The following is a 24343-nucleotide window of genomic DNA, read 5'->3' on the forward strand; positions in this document are numbered from 1 at the left end:
TCTCATCCGGCCAATCGCGTAGCGAGATAGGTCAGCGCCGAGATCGCCGCCGTCGCCGGCAGCGTGATCACCCATGCCACGACGATGTTGCCGGCAATGCCCCAGCGCACGGCGGAGACTCGGCGCGCGGCGCCGACGCCGATGATGGCGCCAGTGATGGTGTGCGTCGTCGACACCGGGACGCCGAGCCAGGTGGCGGCAAAGAGGGTTATGGCGCCGCCGGTCTCGGCGCAAAAACCCTGCATCGGGTTCAGCCGGGTAATCTTGGAGCCCATGGTGTGAACGATGCGCCAGCCGCCGAGCAACGTGCCCAGCGCCAGTGCCGACTGGCAGGTGATGACCACCCACAGCGGCACGTAGAAGCTCTGGCCGAGCATGCCTTGCGAATAGAGCAGCACGGCGATGATGCCCATGGTCTTCTGCGCGTCGTTGCCGCCGTGTCCCAGCGAATAGAGCGAAGCCGAGAAGAACTGCAGCACGCGGAAGGCGTTGTCGACGGCGAACGGAGTCTGGCGCAAGAACAGCCAGGAGACGATGAGAACGAGCACGAGCGCCAGCACGAATCCGGTGGCCGGCGAGAGCACGATCGCCGCGACCGTCTTGCCCAGCCCGGACCAGACGATGGCGCCCGTGCCCGCCTTGGCGACGCCGGCGCCAACCAGTCCGCCGATCAGCGCATGCGAGCTGCTCGACGGAATGCCGGCGATCCAGGTGACGATGTTCCAGACGATGGCGCCGACAAGCGCGGCGAAGATCACCGCCGGCGTGACGATCTCCGCGTTGACGATGCCCTTCCCCACCGTCTCCGCGACATGCAGGCCGAAGAACAGGAAGGCGATGAAATTGAAGAACGCCGCCCAGAACACGGCGTAGTGCGGCCTGAGCACGCGGGTGGAGACGATGGTCGCGATCGAGTTGGCGGCATCGTGCAGGCCGTTGAGGAAATCGAAGAACAGCGCCACGGCGACAAGGCCGATCAGCAGGGGAAAGGCGATAGTGGCGTCCATCGCTACACGTTCTCGATGACGATGCCGCTGATCTCGTTGGCGACGTCCTCGAAGCGGTCGACGACCTTCTCCAGCTGGCCATAGATCTCCGAGCCGATCAGATAGGCCATGGCATCGCCGTTGCCGTGCTTCCTGAAGAGATCCTTCAAGCCCTGCTCATGCAGATCGTCAGCGCGCCCCTCGACGCGCATGACCTCCTCGGCGATGGCATTGAGGCGCGCGGCGTTCGCGCCGACCTTGCCGAGCAGCGGTATCGCCTCGGCGACCAGGCGGGCGGCCTGGACGATGACGCCGCCCATTTCCCGCATCAACGGATCGAACTCCCTCATCTCGAACAGCTTCACGGTCTTGACGGCCTTGTGCATCGTGTCGATGGCGTCATCCATCGACTGGATCAGATCCTTGATGTCGCCGCGGTCGAACGGCGTGATGAACGAGCGCCTGACGGCAAGCAGAACCTCCGCGGTGATGACGTCCGCCTCATTCTCGAGTTCGACGATCTTCTGGCTCCAACGCTCGACGTCGTTGCCGGCAAGCAATTGCTCCAAGGCTTCGGCGCCGCCGACGACAGTGCGCGAATGCCGCTCGAACAGATCGAAGAAGCGATCCTCGCGCGGCAACAACTTGCGAAACCAACCCAGCATCTCGTCCTCCTTACCGCGTTTCATCCACATAACCCCATGCAGAGCACGGGAAAACAGGTGAGCCGGCTTAAAAATGTGGACGAGACCCGATTTTGGTTGTGCCTTGCGAAGCGAGGCGATTTCTCCGACCTTGGACGAACCGTGGCGGATCGTATGGCATGATCGACAAGCTGGAATTCTTTATCGCTCTGGCCAAGGAGGAGCATTTCGGCCGCGCGGCCGAAGTGTGCGGCGTCACCCAGCCGACGCTGTCGGCCGGCATAAAGCAGCTCGAGGAGCAGTTGGGCGTCATGCTGGTGCTGCGCGGCTCGCGCTTCCAAGGCCTGACGCCGGAAGGCATGCAGGTGCTGGAGTGGGCGCGCCGCATCGTCGGCGACGCAAGGGCGATGAAGGAAGAGATGCGGGCGGCGCGTCGCGGTCTGTCGGGGCGCATCCGCATCGCGGCAGTCCCCACCGCTTTGGCCATGGTCGCGCGGCTGACGACGCCGTTTCGCGAAAAGCATCCCGGCGTCACCTTTTCGATCCTGTCGCGCACCTCGATCGAGGTGCTGACGCTGCTCGGCAATCTCGACATCGATGCCGGCATCACCTATCTCGACAACGAGCCGCTCGGGCGGGTGATTAGCGTGCCGCTCTATGAGGAGCGCTACCAACTGATCACCGCGATCGGGAACCCCTATTCCGACCGCGACAAAGTGACGTGGGCCGAGATCAGCCAGTTGCCGCTCTGCCTGCTGACGCCGGACATGCAGAACCGGCGCATCATCGACCAGCACCTGGCGGAAGCCGGGGTGCAGGTGCGGCCAACGCTGGAATCCAACTCGATGATCGTGCTGTTCTCGCATATCCGGACCGGCAAATGGTCATCGATCATGCCGCTCAACCTCGCGGAAACATTCGGCTTTTCGGAACCCATCCGGGCCATCCCGATCGTCGAGCCGGATGCCAGCCACACGGTCGGGCTGGTGGCGGCGCCGCGCGAGCCGCACACGCCGCTGGTGCAGGCGCTGCTGGACGAGGCAATGGCGCTGGCAGACGATTTCCGCGCCCACCGCTAGGCTAGACAATGCGGACCGATCGTCGTTGATAGAAATTTTCTATCGAGCAACGAAACGGCTTTATTGATTTCAGGGGTTTCCTCTGATTTCGTAAGGACTTAGCGATATTGCGCCCGGTGCATGCCATTACCCCGAAACCGCTCTATATCTAGGGGGTGACATACATTGGGTCGCCACGACCAGGGAGGGCGCTGCATGCCGATGCAGCCTGCAAGTACCGAGATCGCGTCGCGCACGGCGGCGATCATCGAGGAGTTGAAGGACCTCGAAGGTCCGCTGTTGCCGATCCTCCATGAGATCCAGGAAGAGTTCGGCCATGTGCCGCAGGCAGCACTCCCGGTCATCGCCGACGGGCTGAACCTCTCCAGGGCCGAAGTGCACGGCGTGGTCAGCTTCTATCACGATTTCCGCGGCCAGCCGGCCGGCCGGCATGTGCTGAAGCTCTGCCAGGCGGAAGCCTGCCAGTCGATGGGTTCGGAGGCTGTCGCCGCCAAGGTCAAGCAATTGCTCGGCATCGATTTCCACGGGACCACGCGCGACGGATCGGTTACACTGGAGCCGGTCTACTGCCTCGGGCTGTGTGCCTGCTCGCCGTCGGCGATGCTGGACGGCGAAGTAATCGGCCGGCTCGACGACGAGAAGATCGAAGAGATCGTCGCGGAGGTGCGTTCATGATCCCGCGCATCTACGTCCCTGCCGATTCCGGTGCTTTGGCGCTCGGCGCCGAGAAGGTCGCCAGGGCGATCGAGAAGGAGCTCAAGGAGCGCGGCGTCGAGGCCAAGATCGTGCGCAACGGCTCGCGCGGCGCCTATTTCCTTGAGCCGATGGTCGAGGTGGCGACCGCCGAGGGCCGCGTCGCCTACGGACCGGTCAAGCCGTCGGACGTCAAGGGCCTGTTCGACAGCGGCTTCCTCAAGGGCGGCCCGCACAAGCGCTGGCTTGGCGCGCCGGACAAGATTCCCTTCCTGGCCAAGCAGACGCGGTTGACCTTCGCGCGTTGCGGCGTCATCGATCCGCTCTCGCTCGACAGCTACAAGTCGCATGGCGGCCTGAACGGTCTACAGAAAGCTGTGGCGATGACGCCCGCCGACATCGTCAGCCAAGTGACGGAATCCGGCCTGCGCGGCCGCGGCGGCGCCGGCTTCCCGACAGGCATTAAGTGGAAGACGGTGCTGGATACGGCGGGTGACCGCAAATACATCGTCTGCAACGCCGACGAGGGCGACAGCGCCACTTTCGCCGACCGCATGATCATGGAAGGCGATCCCTTCGTGCTGATCGAAGGCATGGCGATCGCCGGCATCGCGACCGGCGCGACCAAGGGCTTCGTCTATATCCGCTCGGAATATCCGCATGCGGTGGCGACGATGAACAAGGCGGTCGCGATCGCCCGCAAGGCGGGCGTTCTCGGCGCCAACGTGCTGGGCTCCCCCAATACTTTCGACATGGAGATCCGCGTCGGCGCCGGCGCCTATGTCTGCGGCGAGGAAACCTCGCTCTTGAACAGCCTGGAAGGCAAGCGCGGCGTGGTGCGCGCCAAGCCGCCGCTGCCGGCGATCCAAGGATTGTTCGGCAAGCCGACGGTGATCAACAACGTCATCAGCCTGGCCTCGGTGCCGATCATCATGGACAAGGGCGCCGCCTACTACAAGGATTTCGGCATGGGCCGCTCGCGCGGCACGATCCCGATCCAGATCGCCGGAAACGTCAAGCATGGCGGCCTGTTCGAGACGGCCTTCGGCATGACGCTGGGCGAGATCGTCGACGAGATCGGCGGCGGCACGGCGTCGGGGCGTCCGGTGAAGGCGGTGCAGGTCGGCGGCCCGCTCGGCGCCTATTTCCCGCGCGCTCTGTTCGACACGCCGTTCGACTACGAGGCCTTCGCCGCCAAGGACGGGCTGATCGGCCATGCCGGCATCACCGTGTTCGACGACTCGGCCGACATGATGAAGCAGGCGCGCTTCGCCATGGAGTTCTGCGCCATCGAGAGCTGCGGCAAGTGCACGCCCTGCCGCATCGGCTCGACGCGCGGCATGGAGGTTCTCGACAAGGTCGCAGCAGGGATCGAAGCGGAGAAGAACCTCGCTCTGGTCACCGACCTCTGCAACACGATGAAGTTCGGATCGCTCTGCGCGCTGGGCGGCTTCACACCCTACCCGGTGATGAGCTCGATCACGCATTTCCCCGAGGATTTCAAGCCTGCGCCGGCGCGCGTGGCTGCTGAATAGGAGCTGGCAGATGAACATCAAGGCCGACTTCCCGACGCTCATCGAAGAGATCGATTACGGCACGCCGGAGTCGAAAGCGACGAAGCAGGTCACGCTGACCGTCGACGGGCAAAGCATTACCGTGCCGGAAGGCACCTCGATCATGCGCGCGGCGATGGAAGGCGGGGTCGAGATCCCGAAGCTGTGCGCCACCGACATGCTGGACTCCTTCGGCTCCTGCCGCGTCTGCCTGGTCGAGATCGAAGGCCGCGGCGGCACGCCGGCGTCCTGCACGACGCCGGTCGGCGAAGGCATGGTGGTGCGCACGCAGTCCGACCGGCTCGACGCCATCCGCCGCGGCGTCATGGAACTCTACGTCTCCGACCACCCGACCGGCTGGCACGAGAAGGCCGGCACCGGCGCCAGCGAGTTCGACGCGGTGGCGAAGTCGGTCGGCCTGACCGAGAACCGCTACGGCGTCGAGGGCCGCAACCACGTCAAGGAAGAAGGCGGCGTTGCGCCCGGCCATGGCTCGCTGGCCGTCGACTATATCGCCCGCGACGACTCCAACCCCTATTTCACCTATGATCCGGCGCAGTGCATCGTCTGCTCGCGCTGCGTGCGCGCCTGCGAGGAGGTGCAGGGCACCTTCGCGCTGACCATCGAGGGACGCGGCTTCGAGTCGCGCATGGTCGCCGGCATGCATGAGGATTTCATCGCTTCCGAATGCGTCTCCTGCGGCGCCTGCGTGCAGGCCTGCCCGACCGACGCGCTGCGCGAGAAGACGGTGCTCGAGAAGGGCATGCCGGAGCGCTCGGCCGTCACCACCTGCGCCTATTGCGGCGTCGGCTGCTCGTTCAAGGCGGAGGTGAAGGGTGACGAGGTCATCCGCATGATGCCCTACAAGGACGGCAAGGCGAACCACGGCCATTCCTGCGTGAAGGGCCGCTTCGCCTATGGCTACGCCACTCACAAGGACCGCATCCTGTCGCCGATGATCCGCGAGAAGATCAGCGATCCGTGGCGCGAAGTGAGCTGGGAAGAGGCGATCGCCCATACCGCCAAGGAATTCCGCCGCATCCAGTATCAGTATGGACGCGGCTCGATCGGCGGCATCACCTCGTCGCGCTGCACGAACGAGGAGACGTATCTCGTCCAGAAGCTGGTGCGGCAGGGCTTCCGCAACAACAATGTCGACACCTGCGCGCGCGTCTGCCATTCGCCGACCGGCTACGGCCTCGGCCAGACCTACGGAACCTCGGCCGGCACGCAGGATTTCGACTCGGTCGAGTTCACCGACGTCGCCGTCATCATCGGCGCCAATCCGGCGTCGGCGCACCCGGTATTCGCCTCGCGGCTGAAGAAGCGGCTGCGCCAGGGCGCCAAGCTGATCGTGCTCGATCCGCGCCGCACCGAGATGGTGAAGTCGGCGCATGTCGAGGCGGATTACCACCTGCCGCTGAAGCCCGGCACCAATGTCGCGGTGCTGACGGCGCTGGCGCATGTCATCGTCACCGAGGGCCTGTTCGACGAAGCCTTCATCCGCGAGCGGTGCGACTGGGCCGAATTCCAGGACTGGGCATCGTTCGTCGCCCTGCCGGAGAACAGCCCCGAGACCGTCGGCAAGCTGTCCGGCGTCGATCCTGAACTGATCCGCGGCGCGGCTAGGCTTTACGCCAAGGGCGGCAATGGCGCGATCTATTACGGTCTTGGCGTCACCGAGCACAGCCAGGGCTCGACCACGGTGATGGCGATCGCCAACCTTGCCATGGCCACCGGCAATATCGGCCGCCCCGGCGTCGGCGTGAACCCGCTGCGCGGCCAGAACAATGTGCAGGGCTCGTGCGACATGGGTTCCTTCCCGCATGAGCTGCCCGGCTATCGCCACATCTCGGGCGAGGCCGTGCGCGACATCTATGAGAGCCTGTGGGGCGTGAAGCTGGACAACGAACCAGGCCTGCGCATCCCCAACATGCTGGATGCCGCCGTCGACGGCTCGTTCAAGGGCATCTACATCCAGGGTGAGGACATCCTGCAGTCCGACCCCGACACCCAGCATGTCGCCGCCGGCCTCGCCGCGATGGAATGCGTCGTCGTGCACGACCTCTTCCTCAACGAGACGGCGAACTACGCGCATGTCTTCCTGCCGGGCTCGACCTTCCTCGAGAAGGACGGCACCTTCACCAATGCCGAGCGCCGCATCAACATGGTGCGCAAGGTGCTGGAGCCGAAGGCGCGTTACGCCGACTGGGAGGCGACGCAGGAACTTGCACGCGCCATCGGGCTCGACTGGAACTATACGCATCCGTCGCAGATCATGGACGAGATCGCCAAGACGACGCCGAGCTTCGCCGGCGTCTCCTTCGACCTGCTCGACCGTGTCGGATCGGTGCAGTGGCCCTGCAACGAGAAGTCGCCGCTCGGCACGCCGATCATGCATGTCGACGGCTTCGTGCGCGGCAAGGGCAAGTTCATCCGCACCGAATATGTGGCGACGGACGAACGGACCGGACCGCGCTACCCGCTGCTGCTCACCACCGGCCGGATCCTGTCGCAGTACAATGTCGGCGCGCAGACGAGGCGCACCGAGAACGTCATGTGGCATGCCGAAGACCGGCTGGAGATCCATCCGCACGACGCCGAAAACCGCGGCATCCGCGACGGCGACTGGGTGCGGCTGGCGAGCCGTTCCGGCGAGACCACGCTGCGCGCGCAGATCACCGACCGCGTCTCGCCGGGCGTCGTCTACACGACCTTCCACCACCCGGACACGCAGGCCAACGTGATCACCACCGACTTCTCGGACTGGGCGACCAACTGTCCGGAATACAAGGTCACCGCCGTGCAGGTGGCGCCGTCCAACGGCCCGACCGACTGGCAGAAGGACTATAACGAGCAGGCCCGGCAGAGCCGGCGCATCGCTCCGCTGCAGGCGGCGGAGTAGGACTTGGTCGCGCGCCGCAAGGCCACGACGCAGATCTCGCGGCTGGCGCACCGTGCCGGCGGCACCGCGGCCGCGAACCGCATGGTGCCGGAGGAGACGCCGGTGGCGTTCTCCTATGCCGGCACCACGCATGCGGTGATGATGGCGAGCCCCGCCGATTTCGAGGATTTCGCGCTCGGCTTCTCGCTGACTGAGGGCATAGTTTCCGCAGCGGACGAGATCGAGGCGATCGAGGTGGAGGACCTCGGTGCCGGCATCGACATCCAGATAAGGCTGAAGGACAAGGCCAACACGCGTTTCGAGGCGCGGCGGCGCCGGCTTGCCGGACCGGTGGGCTGCGGCTTGTGCGGCATCGAATCCATCGAGGAAGCGATGCGCTCGGTCGATGCGGTCGGTTCGTCAAAGCTTACGCTTGACGCCGAAGACGTCACCCGTTCGGTCAAGCTGCTGTCCAAGCTGCAGCCGCTGCACACGGAAACCGGCGCGGTGCATGCCGCAGGTTTCTACGTGCCCGGCAAGGGCATCGTGATGGCACGCGAGGATGTTGGCCGGCACAACGCGCTGGACAAGCTGGCCGGCGCGCTGGCGAAAGCCGGCATCGACGGCCCAAGCGGCGCCGTCGTGGTGACCTCGCGCGTGTCAGTGGAGATGGTGCAGAAGACTGCCGCCATCGGCGCGCCGATCATCATGGCCGTTTCGGCGCCGACGGCACTCGCCATCCGCACGGCCGAGGCCGCCGGCATGACGCTGGTGGCGCTGGTGCGCGGCGACGATTTTGATGTTTTCACCCACCCCGACCGGGTGGCTTCCGGAGTTGCCAAGCATGTCGCATGACGAAGACCACATCACCAGCACCAGGGAAAAGTTGGTGCGCATGGCCAACCAGATCGCCACCTTCTTCCATTCGAAGCCGCGTGAGGAAGGCATTACCGGCGTCGCCGAGCACGTCAACAAATTCTGGGACCCCAGGATGCGGCGGCAGTTGTTCGAAATGCTGGACGGCGACCCGGAGGATTTCGACGATCTGGTGATCGCCGCCTCGGCCAGGATCAAGCGGCCGCTGACGCCCGAACAGGCCGACAAGAGCCTCGGCTACGCAAGGCCGGCGGAGGCCGAGGGCGCCGTTCCGCACAAATAGCGCGGGAAGCGCCATCGGCGCCGAAGGTCTTACACCTCAGCTCTAAAGTTTGGCTGCCTTGAGCGGCACCGTTCTGCTATGGTCGACGACAGGAAGTCGTCTGGCCGGGCGGGGTAGCTTGCGTGAGGCCGATCGAGACCAGATACGCCCGCAGCGGCGATGTGCGGATCGCCTATCAGGTGATCGGCCAAGGCTCGTTCGATCTCGTCTTCGTGCCGGGCTTCATCTCCAATCTCGACTTGCAGTGGGAAGACGAAGGCTACAGCCGCCTCTTGAAACGGCTCTCCACCTTCTCGCGGCTGATCCTGTTCGACAAGCGCGGCACCGGGCTTTCCGACCGCGTCGACAGCCGTCACCTGCCCAGCCTGGAGACCCGCATGGACGACGTGCGCGCGGTGATGGACGCCGCCGGCAGCGGCCGCGCGGCGCTGCTTGGAGCCTCGGAAGGCGCGCCGATGGCGATGCTGTTCGCCGCAACCTATCCGGAGCGGACGCGGGCACTCGTGCTTTATGGCGGTTATGCGCATTTCCACAAATGGGTGATGCCGCCGGAGCGCCTGGAGGCCTTCATCGAAACGGTGGAAACCTCATGGGGCACCGGTGCGACCTTGCCCAATTTCGCGCCGGGTCGGGTGGACGACCTGTATTTTGCCCAATGGTGGGGACGGTTCGAGCGGCTGTCGGCCAGCCCGACCGCCGCGGCTTCCCTTGCGCGCATGAATGCCGGGATCGACGTGCGCGGCATTCTCTCCACAATCGCCGCGCCGACGCTGCTCATTCATCGCCGCAACGACACGCGCGTCGACCCGGAGGCCAGCCGCTTCCTCGCCAGGAAGATCCATGACGCACGCCTGGTCGAGATACCCGGGCGAGACCACCCGATCTGGACCGGGGATGTCGACCGCGTGGCCGACCTGATCGAGGAGTTCCTGACCGGCCAGCCGGCGGTCGCAGACACCGAGCGCGTGCTGGCAGCGCTGCTGGTGACGCGCATCTATGACACGGCCAAGCTCGGCGACCGCATGTGGAGCGAGCGGAGCCAGCGCTTCCAGGAGACATGGCGGCTGCTGGTCGGTCGCCACGGCGGGCGTGTCGCCGGCACGCAGGGTGAATTGATGATGTCACGCTTCGACGGACCGGCGCGCGCAATTCGCTGCGCGGCGGCGCTGCGCGACGCGGCGCAGCAGATCGGCGTGGCGAGCGCTCAAGGGGTGCATGTCGGCGAGATCGAGATGCGCGGCGCGCCGGCCGGCCTGACGGCGCGAGTTGCCATGCAGCTCGCAACCAATGCCGGACGCGGCGATATCCTGGCTTCGCGACTGGTCGCCGAACTTGCGATCGGCTCCGGCCTGCATTTCGCCGATGCCGGCCGCATCAGTCTTGACGAGCTGGGCGAGCCGCTGCCGGTGGTCCAGGCGACGTCGGAACAGCATCTGGAACCGGCCTGCCGCCCCAAACCCAAGGCCATGGAGCCGGCGGCGCTGACGGCGCGGGAGAGCGAGGTGGTGAGCCTGATCGCGGACGGCATGAGCAATGCGGCGATCGCCGCCGAGCTGAAGCTCAGCGAGCATACGGTCAAGCGGCACGTCGCCAACATATTGCTCAAGCTCGACCTGCCGTCGCGGGCGGCTGCGGCGGCCTTTTCGGCCAGGCATGCTGGCCCGGACGGGCCATGAGAGCCATGGCGCTTTCGAGCGAAGCGGTGAAGGCCGCTTGAGGATTACGAATTCTCCCATGCAGGCCAGGGCGATGTCGCCGTGAGGGCACTGCGAATGGAGGATGAAATGCTGACACTGAAAGGCAGGATCGGATTGCTGGCATTTGCTGCAGGCGCGTTGCTGGCCATCACCCCGGTGCGGGCCGAAGACGCTTCCGCCACCACCGCCTACAAGGACATCCAGGCAACGCTCGGCTCGGTGCCCGACATGTTCAAGACGCTGCCGGACGTCGCCGTTGCCGGCGCCTGGGCCGAGATCAAGGGCGTGCAGCTCAATCCCAAGACAGCGCTTGACGGCAAGACCAAGGAACTGATGGGCCTGGCGGTCGCTTCGCAGATCCCCTGCCAGTACTGCATCTATTTCCACACGCTGGCGGCCAAGGCCAACGGCGCGAGCGACGAGGAGATCAAGGAGGCGGTGGCGATGGCGGCGATCGTGCGCCACTGGTCGACCATGCTCAACGGCAGCCAGGTCGACCTCGCCACCTTCAAGAAGCAGACCGACGACCTGTTCGCGGCCGTCAAGGCGAAGTCGCAGTGAGAAGCTCCTGCCCGGCGATGTTCCGCCGGGCGGGGTTTCGCCCATCAACCGCCCGAAGAACGGGCACATGGAGGATGAAATGCTGACCAAGACGCAGACCGTGGACGGCGCAGCGATCAAGAAGGCGATCGAAGGCCGCGACGGCAAGATGCTGTCGAGCTTCTACAGCGACGATGCGGTCGTACGGGTGATCGACCGCAACAATCCGCCGAGCAAGCCGCGCGAGATCCGTGGCCGTGCGGCCATCAGCACCTTCTGGGACGACATCTGCAGCCGGGCGATGATCCATAAGGTCGATACCACCATCGCCGAGGGCGACAGCCTCGCCTTCACCCAGGCCTGCGCCTATCCGGACGGCACGAAGGTGTTCTGCGCTGCGATGCTGGAGCTGAAGAACGGCCGCATCGCGCGGCAGACGGTCGTGCAGGCCTGGGACGAGTAGGTCAAGAACGGACTTTATCTGCGAAACAGGGAGGAGAACCAAGATGTTCAGCGCAAGATGGCAGATCGACGCCAGGTTCGGTCACAAGCAGACCGCGCTCGAGCTGATGCGGAAATGGGAGCGCGAGATCGGCTCGCAGGTCGGGCTCGCCGACCTGAAGTTCCAACTCATGACCGGTTCTGTCGGCGCGCGCGAAGCGACGATCGAAGCCCACCACCAGGTCGAAAGCCTGGCCCAGTTGGAGGCGTTCTTCGCCAAGATCGCGAAGATCGACGCGCACGCCAAATGGGGCAAGGAGCTGGAGCCCTATGTCGTGTCCGGCACCAGCCTGTGGAATATCTACCGCATCGTCGAGTAATGGCCTGCGTTCTTCTCCCCGTTTCACGGGGAGAAGATGGCGGCAGCCAGATGAGGGGTAGAGCCAGCCTCCGCAAGGTTTGCGCCGCCCTCATCCGGCCCTTCGGGCCACCTTCTCCCCGTGGAGCGGGGAGAAGGATAAGCCACCGCGGCCTACATCAGGCCAAGCTGCTTGTAGAAGCCGAGTGCGTCGTAATAGTCGCTCTGGGTCGCGATCTTGCCGTCCTTGACCTGGAACATCGAGGCGCCGGTGAAGGAGAATTTCTTGCCGGTCGCGGCGGTTCCGTCTCCCCAGGCGCCCGTGTTGGTGCCGGAGAACTCCCATTCGAAAGAGACGCGGTCGCCGTCGACCAACGGCTTGCCCTTCATCGTCCAGACGGCGTCGGGGACGGCCTTGAGGAAGTTGTCGATGACGCCGGTCTTGGCGGCGTCCTTGCCCGCCACCGGCTTGCCTACGGACGCGTCGTAATAGGTGACGTCGTCGGCGAAGTAGCCGGCGGCCTTGGCCGAGTCATGCGCGTTCCAGGCTGCGACATAGGCCTCGACCACCGACTGCGCGGTGTCGGCAGCAAAGGACGGCGCCACAGCGAGAAGCGTGGCGGCGACGGCTGCTGATGTCAGAAACTGGCGGCGTTGCATTGTTGTTTTCCTCCCAGGTTGAATGCTTGCCTTCCTTCCTGTGCTTAGCCGTGCGCCACCATCACGTGGCGAACGGCGGTGTAATCCTCCAGCGCGTAGAGCGACATGTCCTTGCCGTAGCCGGACTGTTTCAGTCCGCCATGCGGCATCTCGTTGGTCAGCATGAAGTGGGTGTTGATCCAGGTGCAGCCATATTGCAGGCGGGCGGCCGTCGTCATGGCGCGCGAGACGTCCTTGGTCCAAACCGACGAAGCAAGGCCGTAGTCGCTGTCGTTGGCCCAGTTCACCGCTTCATCGACCTCCGAGAAACGAGTGATCGAGACGACCGGGCCGAACACCTCACGGCGCACGATCTCGTCTTCCTGCAGTGCGCCGGCGACGACCGTCGGCTGGTAGTAGAAGCCCGAGCCCTCGCCCGGCTTGCCGCCGGTGGTGATCTCGATGTGCTTCAGCTCCGAGGCGCGCTCGACGAAGCTCGACACGCGATCGCGCTGGCGGCGCGAGATCAGCGGCCCGATCTCGTTCTCGGTGTCGTCTGGCAAATTGTACCTGATGGTCGAGACCGCCGAGGAGAGATCGGCGACCAGCTTGTCGTAGATCTTCTTGCCGGCATAGATGCGGCAGGCCGCGGTGCAGTCCTGGCCTGCATTGTAATAGCCGAAGGCGCGCAGGCCACCCACCACGGCGCCGAGGTCGGCGTCGTCGAAGACGACAACCGGCGCCTTGCCGCCGAGTTCGAGATGCGTGCGCTTGACCGACTTGGCGGCCGCCTGCAGCACCTTCTTACCGGTAGCGACGTCGCCGGTGATCGAGATCATGTTGACCTTCGGGTGATTGATCAGCGTGTTGCCGACGCTCTCGCCGCGGCCGAGAACAACGTTGACGACGCCCTCGGGCAGGATCTCCGACAGGATCTTTGCCAGCTTCAGTGCCGTCAGCGGCGTCTGCTCGGACGGTTTGAAGACGACCGTGTTGCCGCCGCCGATCGCCGGCGCCAGCTTCCAGGCCATCATCATCAGCGGATAGTTCCACGGCGCGATCGAGGCGACGATGCCGATCGGATCGCGCCGGACCATGGAAGTGTGACCGGGCAGATATTCGCCGGCCACCTGGCCGGGCATGGAACGGACCGCGCCGGCGAAGAAGCGGTAGCAGTCGACGATCGCCGGGATCTCGTCATTGAGCACAGCGTTGATCGGCTTGCCGCAGTTCAGCGCCTCGAGCGCGGCGAATTCCTTTGCCTCGGCCTCGATGCGGTCGGCGATCTTCAGAAGATAGCCCGAACGCTGCGCCGGCGTGGTGCGCGACCAGCTGGCGAAGGCTTTTTCGGCTGCCAGCACCGCGGCATCGATCTGCGCCGGGCTCGCTTCCGGTAGGTTGAGAATGGTCGCCCCGGTCTTCGGATTGAGGATCGGCTCCTCGGTTTCAGTGCCCTTCTGGAATTTCGAGCCGAGCAGCATCTGGGTGTCCATGGACGTCACTCCCTTACGAACTTAGTTATTTGCCCGAACCGGCGATCTGGTCGCCGTCGCGGGTCAGGTAATAGGCGAGAAGGATCGGCAGCAGCGTCACCAGCACGACGACCATAGCCACGACATTGGTGACCGGGCGCTGGCGCGGACGGATCAGTTCTTCCAGCATCCAGATCGGTACGGTCTGCTGCTGGCCGGCGGTGAAGGTGGTGACGATGACCTCGTCGAAGGACAGCGCGAACGCGAGCATGCCGCCGGCAAGGAGTGCTGTGGCGATGTTGGGCAGCACCACATGCCTGAACGTCTGGAAACCGTCGGCGCCGAGATCCATCGAGGCCTCGATCATCGACCCGGACGTGCGGCGGAAGCGGGCGACGGCATTGTTGTAGACCACGACCACGCAGAAGGTGGCGTGGCCGAGCACGATCGTCCAGAACGAGAACGGGATGTCGGCGAGCGCGAAGGCGGAGCGCAGCGCAATGCCGGTGATGATGCCGGGCAGAGCGATCGGCAGGATAACGAGCAGCGAGATGGTCTCGCGGCCGAAGAAGCGGGTTTGCGAAACCGCGGCAGCGCAGAGCGTGCCGAGCACCAGCGCGATCGCCGTCGAGATGGCGGCGACGCGGATCGACAGCGACAGTGCCTCCCACACGTCCGGCCGGTTCCAGGTCACGGCGAACCATTGGGTGGTGAGCCCCGGCGGCGGCCAGACGAAGCTCTTCTCCTCGGTGGTGAAGGCATAGACGAAGATCAAGAGGATCGGCAGGTGCAGGAAGAGCAGGCCGCAGGCTGCGGCGATTTTCAGGCCGAGCGGAGCGGACTGGCCACGGTCAGAGCGCATCGAAGGCCCCCATGCGCTTGGCGCCCCAGAGGTAGAAGCCCATGATGACGATCGGCACGACAGTGAAGGCGGCGGCTAAAGGGATGTTGCCGGCGGTGCCCTGCTGCGAATAGACGGCCTGGCCGATGAACAGGCGCGAGGTGCCGATGATCTGCGGGATGATGTAGTCGCCGAGCGTCAGCGAGAAGGTGAAGATCGAGCCGGCGACGATGCCGGGCAGCGCCAGCGGGAACAGCACGTTGCTGAAGGTCTGGCCGGGCGAGGCGCCGAGATCGGACGAGGCTTCGACAAGATTGCCGGGCACGCGCTCCAAGGCCGCTTGCACCGGCAGGATCATGAAGGGCAGCCAGACATAGACGAAGACGATGAAGGTGCCGGTGAAGGACACAGAGAGCGAGTTGCCGCCGACGATGGGCAGCGAAAGCCAGCCATCGAGCACCCACAATAGGTTCAGCTTGCCGAGCAGCCAGGTAAGGATGCCTTCCTTGGCGAGGATGAGCTTCCAGGCATAGACCTTGACCAGGTAGCTCGACCACAGCGGCAGCATGACGCCGAGATAGAACAGCGCCTTCCAGCGGCCGCGCGCATAGCGCGCCGCATAGTAGGCGATCGGAAAGGCGATGACTGCGGAGGCCAGCGTGACGAGTGCGGCCATCGTCACCGTGCGCAGGATGATGTCGAGATTGGCCGCCTGCAACAGGTCGCCATAGGTCTTCAGCGTGAACTCCCGGTTGATGAGGCCGGAGAACTCGTCGATCGAGAAGAAGCTCTGCAAAAGCAGCGCGAACAGCGAGCCGATGTAGACGATGCCGAGCCACAGCACCGGCGGCAGCAGCATCAGGAGCAACAGGAGTTTCGGCCGGCGCCAGAAGAGGTCGGAGAACGCGCCGCGCAGGCCGCCGCTGCCCGGCAGGATGGCGGGCGCCGTGGCGCGTGGCATGGCGGCATCGAGGCTCATGCCGGCTCGTCCATCAGATGCAGGTGCTCGCGGTTGAAGGTGAGCGTGACGGCTTCACCCTCCGCCGGCAGCGCCGTGCCGGCCGGCACCATGGCGTGGAGCCTGAGCCCATCGACATCGAGCGCCAGCCTGGTCGTGGCGCCGAGATAGTTGGTCCCGACCAGGCGGGCGGCGACGCCGTCGCCGCTCGTCGCGCCCGAAACGCGGATGGATTCGGGGCGCAGGCTGCCCCAGCGGTGCTGGCCGGAGTAGCGCTGGACGAAATCCGGCGGCAGCACGTTGGAGGAGCCGACGAAGTCGGCGACGAAGCGCGTCTTCGGCCGCTGGTAGATATCCTCCGGCGTACCGACCTGCATGATCCTGCCGTCGTTGAAGACGGCAACGCGGTCGGCCATGGAGAGCGCCTCGCCCTGGTCGTGGGTGACGAAGACGAAGGTGATGCCGAGCACCTTCTGCAGCGACTTCAGCTCTTCCTGCATGTTCTCGCGCAGCTTGAGGTCGAGCGCGCCGAGCGGCTCGTCGAGCAGCAGCACCTTGGGCTGATTGACCAGGGCGCGGGCAAGCGCGACGCGCTGGCGCTGGCCGCCGGAGAGCTGGCCGGGGCGGCGGGCGCCGTAGCCCGGAAGCCGGACCATCGACAACGCCTCTTCCGCCGCCTTCAATCTCTCCGCCTTGCCGACGCCCTTGACCATCAGGCCGTAAGCGACGTTGTCCAGCACGTTGAGATGTGGAAACAGCGCGTAGTCCTGGAAGACGGTGTTGACGTTGCGGCGATAGGGCGGGACGCCCCCGGCGCGCTCGCCGAAGATCGAGATCGAGCCGGACGTCGGCTGCTCGAAGCCGGCGATCAGGCGCAGGCAGGTCGTCTTGCCGGAGCCGGACGGCCCGAGCATGGCGAAGAATTCGCCCGGCACGATCTCGAGATCGACCGCGTCGACCGCGCGCACGCTGCCGAAATGGCGCGAGACTTGTTTGAAGGAAACGGCGGAGGTCATGGGTCCTGTTAGTCAGTTACCGGGTCAGCGAAGGCGGGTTCGCACGACGCCCTGCCTCCCCTTGCGGGGAAGCCGCGGGTGGGGTTGCCCCCACCCCGACGCCGTGTGTCGACCCTCCCCGTGAGAGGGAGGGTTTAGAAACTCACCGCCCGCCGATGACGCCGATGTAATCCGACACCCAGCGATAGTAAGGCACGCACTGGTCGTTCTGGCTGGCGCATTTCGACACCGGCGTCTTCCAGAACTTGATCTTCTCGAAATTGTCGTAGCCGTTGGTCTTGCAGCCCTCGTCGCCGAGCAGTTCATTGCCCTTGCAGGCGGCGGGCACGACCGGCAGCGAGCCGAACCAGGACGACACATCGCCCTGGACCTTGGGCGACAGCGAGTGCTCGATCCACATATAGGCGCAGTTCGGGTGGGCGGCGTCGGCTTCCATCATGGTAGTGTCGGCCCAGCCGGTGACGCCCTCTTCCGGCACGGTCGAGGCGACCGGCTTCTTGGCGGCGACCAGCGTGTTCACCTGGTAGGGCCACGAGCCAGAGGCGACGACGCCTTCGTTCTGGAAGTCGTCGACCTGGATGGCGGCGTCATGCCAGTAACGGCCGACCAGCGTGCGCTGGGTGCGCAGCAGTTCGAGCGCCGCCTTGTACTGGTCTTCGCTGAGTTCGTAGGGGTCCTTGATGCCGAGCTCCGGCTTGTGGAACATCAGGTAGTTGGCGGCATCCGCGATATGGATCGGCCCGTCATAGGCCTGGACGCGGCCCTTGTTCGACTTCCCGTCGGGCAGCTTCATCTCCTCGAAGACGACGTTCCAGCTCTTGGGCGCTTCCTTGAAGACATCGGTGTTGTACATCAGGATGTTCGGCCCCCACTGGTAGGGAACGCCGTAGTGCACCTTGTCGACGGTGAACCAGGGCGCGTCCTTCAGGCGGTCGTCGACCGTCTTCCAGCTCTTGATGAGATCGGTATTGATCGGCTGCACGCGCTTGCCGGCGACCAGGCGCAGCGAAGCATCCCCCGAAGCTGTGACGAGATCGAAGCCGCCTTCGTTCATCAGCGAGACCATCTCGTCCGACGTGTTGGCGGTCTTGACGTTGACCTTGCAGCCGGTCTCCTTCTCGAAGGCCGTCACCCAGTCATAGTTCTTGTCGGTCTCGCCGCGCTCGATATAGCCCGGCCAGGCGACGATGTTCAGCTCGCCCTCGCCCTTGCCGAGCTCCTTGACCTGGGCGATTGCCTGACCCGAAAAGGTCAGCGCAACCGTCAACGCCGTGCATGACTTCAGGAATGCATTCATCATCGATCTCCCATTTGCGCGCATGACCCCGAAGCCGGTTCGGTTTCGGAATGGACCATGCGCAAACCCGAACGCCAGAGCATCATGTGCCCGGCCAGCCGCGTTCCCGAGCAGCTTTGTTCCCTGTGCGGAAAGTGCTGTGAAAAATCCGGTTTCGCAAATTCATTTATCAGAAAGCCGATATCGGTTTTTCCGATATTTCTCCCTTCAAGCCAGCGCCGTCACCAGCCAGCAAGCGGCATTGAAGCGAGCCTCGCCTTCCTCGACGAAAGGCGCAAACGCAGCAGGCAACACCGTGGTGATTTTTTCGGCCGTTGCCTGGTCAACCTCGCGCAGGGCGGCGCCGAGCGGCCCTAGCCGGGTAATATATGTCATCAGATCGCCTTCGGCGATCCGACAAAGGACGTCCGCCTTTGCGACTTCGATTGACGACCAGCCACTCGCTTCAAGGATCCGCTTCACCTTGGCGCCGTCGGCAAAGGCAAACTGCCCTGGCGCGTCCGGGTCTGGCAAAGGTGCGGGCAGAAGGAAATGCGCAGCCGCCCGCGCGGCGGTCGTCATGAAATCATTCTCAACCGGACTGCGCCAAGCAACAAAGGCGAGTTTGCCACTGCACCTTGCTGCCTGTCTTATGTTGGTGAACGCGGCCACGGGATCATCGAAAAACATGACACCAAAGCGCGAGACAACAGCGTCGAAGTGCCCGGATTCGAACGCATACGCCTGGGCATCGCCCACTTCAAAACTTGCGTTCGCTACCTTTTCCACCCGCGCCCGCTCCGACGCCAGTGCGACAAGCGCCCGCGAGATGTCGAGCCCAACACAACGTCCGTCGTTGCCAACGCGGCGCGCCATCGCCAGAGTTGTGGCGCCGGCGCCGCAGCCGATGTCCAGGACATCGCCTCCTTCCCCGGGATAGCCGGCATCCACGACCAGCCCCTCGAACGGCGCCAGTACTTCGTCGAGGATCGGCCGCAGCTCGACCCAGGCCTTTCCGCTGACGTCGTTCCAGAGCGCGGCTTGCCGTGTGTTTGGCTGCGCGGATTGCGGCATAACGGACCTCGCTTTCTATTGCTCTTACCGATCGTCGCAAGCACTCTACGAGTTCAAGCCGACTTGAGGTCAAGCATGAAAGATATGGACATTGTCGAGGTGTCGCGCCGCACCGGCGTGCCCGCCTCGACACTTCGCTACTACGAGGAGAAAGGCCTGATTGCCTCGATCGGCCGTCGCGGCCTGCGCCGTCTGTTCGATCCGGCCATCCTGGAACGGCTCGCCATGATCGCGCTTGGACGCGCTGGTGGATTCGCACTGGACGAGATTTCCGCGATGCTGACGCCCGACGGCCTGCCGAAAATGGATCAACGGCGCCTGGATGCCAAGGCGAACGAACTGGACAATACCATCCGGCGCCTGACGGCGATCCGAGAGGCTTTGCGTCACGCCGCCCGATGTCCGGCCGCCCGGCCAATGGAGTGTCCGACGTTCCGCCGAGCCGTCAGGCTTGCCGGCGCCGGGCGCTTCGAGGTTGCGCCGATCGGGCCGTTCAAGGCGGAGGTGGTTTCCGTCACAGGGCGCAAGCGCAAGTCTGGCGACGTCAGCCCGGAGTAGGCCACGCCAGAGCTATCGGCGAACCGTGCGCTGCGACTGGGCAAGGCCGATGAAGTCGCGCGCGGCCTGCGGCAGGCTGGAACCGCGGCGCCAGACCATGCCGACCTGGACGACCGGAAGCGACCCGGAAATATCGCGGGATTCGATGCGGTCGCCTTCGAGCGACCAGGGGCGGTAGACGAGATCGGGCAAGAGTGCCACGCCGGCACCGGTGGCGACCAGGCTGCGCACGGCTTCGACCGAGCGGGTGCGGAATGCGACATGGGGTCTCGCGCCGATCGCCGACAAGAGCTTGCCGGTGTTCTCCTCGATCTCGTCGACGGTCAGCATGATCAGCGGCTCGGACGCGATATCGCCGATCGAAATGATGTCGGCGCTGGCGAGCTTGTGGCTGAGCGGCAGCCAGAGCCGGTAAGCGGAGACCTCGAGGATCTCGGACTGCAGCGCAGTGCGGTCGCGCAGGTTGGAGGTGACCATGACGGCGATGTCGAGCTTGCCGCCGACCAGGAGGTGCTCGAGATAGTCGCCATTGTCCTCTATGGCCGAAACCTCGACGCTCGGATAGGCGCGGCGGTAGCGGGCCAGCAGATCGGAGAGCACATAGCCGGCAACCAACGAGGTGACGCCGAGCTGCAGCCGTCCGCCGGCCGTCAGCTGGTCGCCGAGGAAGGCGCGGCGCGCGTCGGAGACATCGGCCAGGATCTTGGTGGCGTGGCGCAGGAACTGGTGGCCCTTGTGGGTGATGTTCAAGCCCCGCGGATGGCGCTCGAACAATTCGACGCCGAGATCGCTCTCCAGCTCCTTGATCGCCTCTGTGACCGAGGATTGCGAGATGGAGAGGTTCTGCGCGGCGCCCGACACCGTGCCCTGCTCGGCGACGGCGACAAAGAACTGGAGCTGACGGATGGTGAAGGCCATTGGCGGACTAAACACTGACGCAGCGTAGAAGAAAAGCTGGTCGCGCCCTTGTCCGCTTTGTCCAGGTCTAGCCACGCGCCGATCCGAAGCGCGACCACCACAGGTGCCGGTAGCGCAGCCCAAGCAGCGCCGTCATTTCCAGGAGAACAACGATGACGATGATGCGAAAGGCGACGGCAAGCAAGTCGTGGCCGCTGTCGCGCATCGAATAGCCCGCGATCAGAAATCCGCTGTTCCAAATGGTCGCACCAAGCAGCGTGGCAAGGGCGAACGGCATGGCCGAGAGGCGCAACGCGCCGGCCAGGACGGGCAGATAGTTGCGCACGGTGGGCACGAACTGCGCGACGAGCGAGGCCCTGACGTGGTTGCGGCGGTAGGCTCGGGCGAGGCCGGCATAGGTGGCGTGGCGAAGAAACATGTATCTGCCGAAACGTCCGACTAGCGCGTCGGCACGCGCCGGCCCCAGCCAGCGCCCCATCGCGTACCAGAACAGGCAGCCCGTCATGGACCCGAACGTCGTCACCGCCAGCAAGATGCCGAGCATCGCAAGGTCCGGAACCCTGGTCATGCCCAGGAACAGCAGCAGCACATGCGACGGCGGCGCGGGCAGGATCCTTTCGGCGAATGCAAGGCAGGCGGCGCCGAACAGGCCAAGGCCCAGCAACGCCGACAAAGGATCGGTCATGAGAAGCGCCAGTCATAGGTGCTGAGGTTCTTGATCCTGGAAACCCGGTAGACCGTCGCCGGCGGGAAGTTGCGGAACGTGCGGCCGATGCGCACCGCCTCCAGGTCGAGCCTGTCGAGGATCGTCTGATCGAAGGGGCAACGGCCGCCGAACGTAAACTGGTAAAGTGCCCCGCCCGGCCGTAGATTGGCAAAGACACCTTCCAGTATCGCGAAGGTTCTGCGCGGCGATATCAGCCGGAACGGCAGCCCGCTGACCGCCGCGCCGACGACCGGGCCGTCGAACAGCGTCAGGTGGCGCAGGCCGACCGCATCCATTTCGAATATGCGGGCAGCCGGGAAGCGGCGCGTCAGCAAAGAGGCGAAGTCCGGATCGGCCTCGACCAGCGTCAGGTTCCGTTCCTGAACGCCGCGCGCCAGCAATGCGCGCGTGAACGGACCCGTGCCCGGTCCGAGCTCCAGCACCGGCCCCGTCTCGGGGCCGATCTCGCGGGTGATCAGCGACGCGAGGCTGGGGCTGGAGGGCGCGACAGAGCCGACCCGGAATGGCGCCAGCGTCCAGGCCCTGAGGAAAGACAAAGCGTCATTTGCAAGCATATTGACCTCATTTCTGTGCGGGCGATTCGCCTGCCCGGCATTCGGCAAGGTGCTGCTTGCTGCGACCGGATTGCATGGACATTGCGAAAGTCAAAGCCTCGCAAAAGAAAGCGCCGGCGGCCGCCTGCGCGGGTTGGCGCCATGTTTACGCAATCTTGGCGCGATAGCCGGCCACCAACTGCTGTTAAGAGGTGACGAATGCGAATCCTGCTGGTCGAGGACGAGCCGGAAATGGTTTCAGCGCTGCGGTCGGCGCTGAAGCGGCATGACATGGTGGTCGACCATGCGGCCTCGCTGCAGGCGGCAGAAGGTTTCGTCGCCGCCGATGGCTACGACGCCATCCTGCTCGACCGCCAGTTGCCGGACGGAGACGGGCTGGCGCTGGTGCCGCGCCTGCGCAAGGCCAGGAACACGACACCTGTGCTGATGCTGACGGCCAGGGGCGACACCGCCGACAAGGTCGACGGGCTCGACATGGGCGCGGACGACTACCTGGCAAAGCCCTTTGCCTTCGAGGAGTTGCTGGCGCGGCTGCGGGCGCTGCTCAGGCGTCCGGCGACGATCGAGACACAGGCGATTCGCGCCGGCCATCTGACGCTCGACGTCGGCCATCGCGAGGCTTCGATCCGCGGCGAACCGTTCACCTTGCCGCGCCGGGAACTGCTGGTGCTGGAGACGCTGATGCGGCGCACCGGGCGCATGGTGCAGCGCGAGGCCCTGATGGAAGCGGTGTTCGGGCTCGACGACGAGATCCAGTCCAACGCGCTCGACACCCATGTCTCGCGCCTGCGCCGCAAGCTGACGGAGGCCGACAGCGGCGTCGCGATCAACGGCATCCGCGGCGTCGGCTATCTGCTACGAGAGATCACATGAGCCTCAGCCGGCCGCGTTCGCTGAAATGGAGCCTGGTGCTGCGCATCGCCGTGCTGCAATGCGTGATGCTGACGCTGATCATCGCCGGCATCATCGGCGCCATGCTGGCCACTGGAATCATCCCGAACGATTACGAGGACGGCACGATGGACGTGCTGGCGGATGCGCTGGCGCGCGACGCCAAGGGCACGCTCGTGCTCAAGGACACGTCCGACCTGGCAAAGCTAAGGTCGAGCGTTCCGGACCTCTGGTTCATCATCCGCGACAAGCAAGGGCATCGACTGCAGGAAGGGGCCGTGCCGACTGCCTACCAGCCCTTTGTCGGTCTGCTGGACAACATCAGCGACGCCCGCATCGATCCCTCTATAGGCGAAGCCTCGCCGCCCGGCGGCAAGGTCCGCTGGACCGATACGGCGGCCGGCAATGTCCAGATCATGTGCGGCACGAAGGGCGAGCTTTCCTTGCTTCGCGTACTTGGACAGGCGCCAAATCTGTTCCTCGCGGGGATATTGCCGCTGGCGGGTCTGATGGCGCTGGCAACGCTGTTCGTGACTCCCTGGGTGGTGCGCGGCGCCCTTTCCAGCCTGGGGCGCGCGGCCACCGCGGCCGGTCAGATCGACATCGACAAGCGCGGCGTGCAACTGCCTCTGGAGGGCGTGCCAAAGGAAGTCATGCTGCTGGTCACCGCCGTCAACGCCGCGCTGGCGCGGCTCGACGCGGGCTATGAGCGCCATAAGCGCTTCCTGACTGATGCCGCGCACGAGCTCCGAACGCCCGTCGCCATCCTCAACACGCGGCTGGCCTCGCTGCCGGCGACGCCGGAGCGGGCACGGCTGCTGCAGGATGCCGCCCGGCTGTCGACGCTTGCCGACCAGTTGCTCGACCTGCAGCGCCTCGACCGCCAGGCCGAGCATTTCCGGCCGGTCGACCTGGTCGCCGTGGCGCGCAATGTCATGGTCGACCTGGCGCCGATGGCGTTCGCGGCCGGCTACGAGATGTCGTTCGAGCCTACGAAGGACAAGCTCGCCGTGCGCGGCGACCGCACGGCAATCGAGCGCGCCGTGACGAATCTCGTCCAGAACGCCATCGACCATGGCGGCAATGCCGGCCTCATCACCGTCAGCGTCCGCTCGCCCGCCGTGATCGAGGTGCTGGACGAGGGCGGCGGCGTGCCGGCCGCGGAACGGGAGCGCATCTTCGAGCCGTTCTACCGGCTGCGCCCGCAGGACCATGGCGCCGGCCTCGGCCTCAACCTGGTCCGAGACCTGATGCTGCGGCATGGCGGCAAGGTGGAGGTGCTCGACGGCAAGGCAGGCGGGGCCTGCTTCAGGATGATTTTCCCGCCCGCGCCGCGTGACTGAGACGAGGCCGGATCGCCATTGCAGCTTGAGGAATTGACATCG

25 protein-coding genes are annotated in these 24343 nt (G+C 65.1%); 13 read left to right on the top strand and 12 right to left on the bottom strand.

Going from position 1 to position 24343, the window contains the following annotated elements; genetic code table 11:
* Positions 1–2 precede the first annotated feature (2 nt).
* Complete coding sequence (locus EN853_RS03240) at positions 3–1007, bottom strand: inorganic phosphate transporter (protein ID WP_127857829.1); 1005 nt, start codon at positions 1005–1007, stop codon at positions 3–5.
* 2 nt (positions 1008–1009) lie between these two features.
* Positions 1010–1651: a DUF47 domain-containing protein gene (locus EN853_RS03245; protein WP_127857962.1), complete on the bottom strand. Its 642-nt coding sequence runs from the start codon at positions 1649–1651 to the stop codon at positions 1010–1012.
* Between the two features lie 158 nt (positions 1652–1809).
* Between EN853_RS03245 and EN853_RS03250 the strand changes: the two genes are divergently transcribed.
* The 10 genes from EN853_RS03250 to EN853_RS03295 all read left to right on the top strand — a co-directional run bounded on the left by EN853_RS03250 (position 1810) and on the right by EN853_RS03295 (position 12056).
* On the top strand, positions 1810–2709 hold the full coding sequence (locus EN853_RS03250) for a LysR family transcriptional regulator (protein ID WP_127857830.1): 900 nt from the start codon (positions 1810–1812) through the stop codon (positions 2707–2709).
* A gap of 195 nt (positions 2710–2904) precedes the next feature.
* Positions 2905–3384: a formate dehydrogenase subunit gamma gene (locus EN853_RS03255; RefSeq protein ID WP_127857831.1), complete on the top strand. Its 480-nt coding sequence runs from the start codon at positions 2905–2907 to the stop codon at positions 3382–3384.
* Positions 3381–4937, top strand: a complete 1557-nt coding sequence (locus EN853_RS03260; RefSeq protein ID WP_127857832.1) for an NADH-quinone oxidoreductase subunit NuoF — start codon at positions 3381–3383, stop codon at positions 4935–4937. Before EN853_RS03255 ends, EN853_RS03260 begins: the two co-directional genes overlap by 4 nt.
* A gap of 10 nt (positions 4938–4947) precedes the next feature.
* On the top strand, positions 4948–7860 hold the full coding sequence (gene fdhF, locus EN853_RS03265; protein ID WP_127857833.1) for a formate dehydrogenase subunit alpha: 2913 nt from the start codon (positions 4948–4950) through the stop codon (positions 7858–7860).
* A gap of 3 nt (positions 7861–7863) precedes the next feature.
* Positions 7864–8694, top strand: a complete 831-nt coding sequence (gene fdhD / locus EN853_RS03270) for a formate dehydrogenase accessory sulfurtransferase FdhD (protein WP_127857834.1) — start codon at positions 7864–7866, stop codon at positions 8692–8694.
* Positions 8684–8998: a formate dehydrogenase subunit delta gene (locus EN853_RS03275; RefSeq protein ID WP_127857835.1), complete on the top strand. Its 315-nt coding sequence runs from the start codon at positions 8684–8686 to the stop codon at positions 8996–8998. Before fdhD ends, EN853_RS03275 begins: the two co-directional genes overlap by 11 nt.
* Before the next feature lie 122 nt (positions 8999–9120).
* Positions 9121–10674 (top strand): alpha/beta fold hydrolase, encoded by a 1554-nt coding sequence (locus tag EN853_RS03280; protein WP_127857836.1) that lies wholly within the window; start codon positions 9121–9123, stop codon positions 10672–10674.
* Between the two features lie 108 nt (positions 10675–10782).
* Positions 10783–11256 (top strand): carboxymuconolactone decarboxylase family protein, encoded by a 474-nt coding sequence (locus EN853_RS03285; RefSeq protein WP_127857837.1) that lies wholly within the window; start codon positions 10783–10785, stop codon positions 11254–11256.
* A gap of 79 nt (positions 11257–11335) precedes the next feature.
* Positions 11336–11698: a nuclear transport factor 2 family protein gene (locus EN853_RS03290; protein WP_127857838.1), complete on the top strand. Its 363-nt coding sequence runs from the start codon at positions 11336–11338 to the stop codon at positions 11696–11698.
* A 43-nt stretch (positions 11699–11741) separates the two neighbouring features.
* Positions 11742–12056, top strand: a complete 315-nt coding sequence (locus tag EN853_RS03295; RefSeq protein WP_127857839.1) for a hypothetical protein — start codon at positions 11742–11744, stop codon at positions 12054–12056.
* A 152-nt stretch (positions 12057–12208) separates the two neighbouring features.
* Here the strand turns inward: EN853_RS03295 and EN853_RS03300 are convergent, their stop codons facing one another.
* The 7 genes from EN853_RS03300 to EN853_RS03330 form a co-directional block, all read right to left on the bottom strand.
* Positions 12209–12694 (bottom strand): ester cyclase, encoded by a 486-nt coding sequence (locus EN853_RS03300; protein ID WP_127857840.1) that lies wholly within the window; start codon positions 12692–12694, stop codon positions 12209–12211.
* A gap of 44 nt (positions 12695–12738) precedes the next feature.
* On the bottom strand, positions 12739–14166 hold the full coding sequence (locus EN853_RS03305; protein ID WP_127857841.1) for a gamma-aminobutyraldehyde dehydrogenase: 1428 nt from the start codon (positions 14164–14166) through the stop codon (positions 12739–12741).
* Between the two features lie 25 nt (positions 14167–14191).
* Positions 14192–15007: an ABC transporter permease gene (locus EN853_RS03310; protein ID WP_127857842.1), complete on the bottom strand. Its 816-nt coding sequence runs from the start codon at positions 15005–15007 to the stop codon at positions 14192–14194.
* Positions 14997–15947, bottom strand: coding sequence for an ABC transporter permease (locus EN853_RS03315; RefSeq protein WP_189343858.1), 951 nt, complete (start codon positions 15945–15947; stop codon positions 14997–14999). The genes EN853_RS03310 and EN853_RS03315 overlap by 11 nt, the downstream gene beginning before the upstream one ends.
* A 14-nt stretch (positions 15948–15961) precedes the next feature.
* Positions 15962–16960, bottom strand: coding sequence for an ABC transporter ATP-binding protein (locus tag EN853_RS03320; RefSeq protein ID WP_127857844.1), 999 nt, complete (start codon positions 16958–16960; stop codon positions 15962–15964).
* A gap of 142 nt (positions 16961–17102) precedes the next feature.
* On the bottom strand, positions 17103–18257 hold the full coding sequence (locus tag EN853_RS03325; protein WP_127857963.1) for an ABC transporter substrate-binding protein: 1155 nt from the start codon (positions 18255–18257) through the stop codon (positions 17103–17105).
* Between the two features lie 207 nt (positions 18258–18464).
* Positions 18465–19310: a class I SAM-dependent methyltransferase gene (locus EN853_RS03330; RefSeq protein ID WP_127857845.1), complete on the bottom strand. Its 846-nt coding sequence runs from the start codon at positions 19308–19310 to the stop codon at positions 18465–18467.
* A 75-nt stretch (positions 19311–19385) separates the two neighbouring features.
* On the opposite strand from EN853_RS03330, the gene EN853_RS03335 reads away from it, so the two are divergent.
* Positions 19386–19868 (top strand): helix-turn-helix domain-containing protein, encoded by a 483-nt coding sequence (locus tag EN853_RS03335; RefSeq protein WP_127857846.1) that lies wholly within the window; start codon positions 19386–19388, stop codon positions 19866–19868.
* Between the two features lie 12 nt (positions 19869–19880).
* Here the strand turns inward: EN853_RS03335 and EN853_RS03340 are convergent, their stop codons facing one another.
* From EN853_RS03340 to EN853_RS03350, 3 genes are all read right to left on the bottom strand, one after another.
* Complete coding sequence (locus EN853_RS03340) at positions 19881–20786, bottom strand: LysR substrate-binding domain-containing protein (RefSeq protein WP_127857964.1); 906 nt, start codon at positions 20784–20786, stop codon at positions 19881–19883.
* 67 nt (positions 20787–20853) lie between these two features.
* Entirely contained in the window at positions 20854–21471 is a 618-nt protein-coding gene (locus EN853_RS03345) for a DedA family protein (RefSeq protein ID WP_127857847.1), read from the bottom strand.
* Positions 21468–22067 (bottom strand): methyltransferase domain-containing protein, encoded by a 600-nt coding sequence (locus tag EN853_RS03350; protein ID WP_127857848.1) that lies wholly within the window; start codon positions 22065–22067, stop codon positions 21468–21470. The genes EN853_RS03345 and EN853_RS03350 overlap by 4 nt, the downstream gene beginning before the upstream one ends.
* Positions 22068–22265: 198 nt before the next feature.
* Here EN853_RS03350 and EN853_RS03355 point away from each other — a divergent pair, with 198 nt between their 5' ends.
* Positions 22266–22940, top strand: coding sequence for a response regulator transcription factor (locus tag EN853_RS03355; protein WP_127857849.1), 675 nt, complete (start codon positions 22266–22268; stop codon positions 22938–22940).
* Positions 22937–24301: a HAMP domain-containing sensor histidine kinase gene (locus EN853_RS03360; protein ID WP_127857850.1), complete on the top strand. Its 1365-nt coding sequence runs from the start codon at positions 22937–22939 to the stop codon at positions 24299–24301. The genes EN853_RS03355 and EN853_RS03360 overlap by 4 nt, the downstream gene beginning before the upstream one ends.
* Positions 24302–24343: the final 42 nt, after the last annotated feature.

Source organism: Mesorhizobium sp. M1C.F.Ca.ET.210.01.1.1, from assembly GCF_004791585.1.
Classification (GTDB): Bacteria; Pseudomonadota; Alphaproteobacteria; order Rhizobiales; family Rhizobiaceae; genus Mesorhizobium.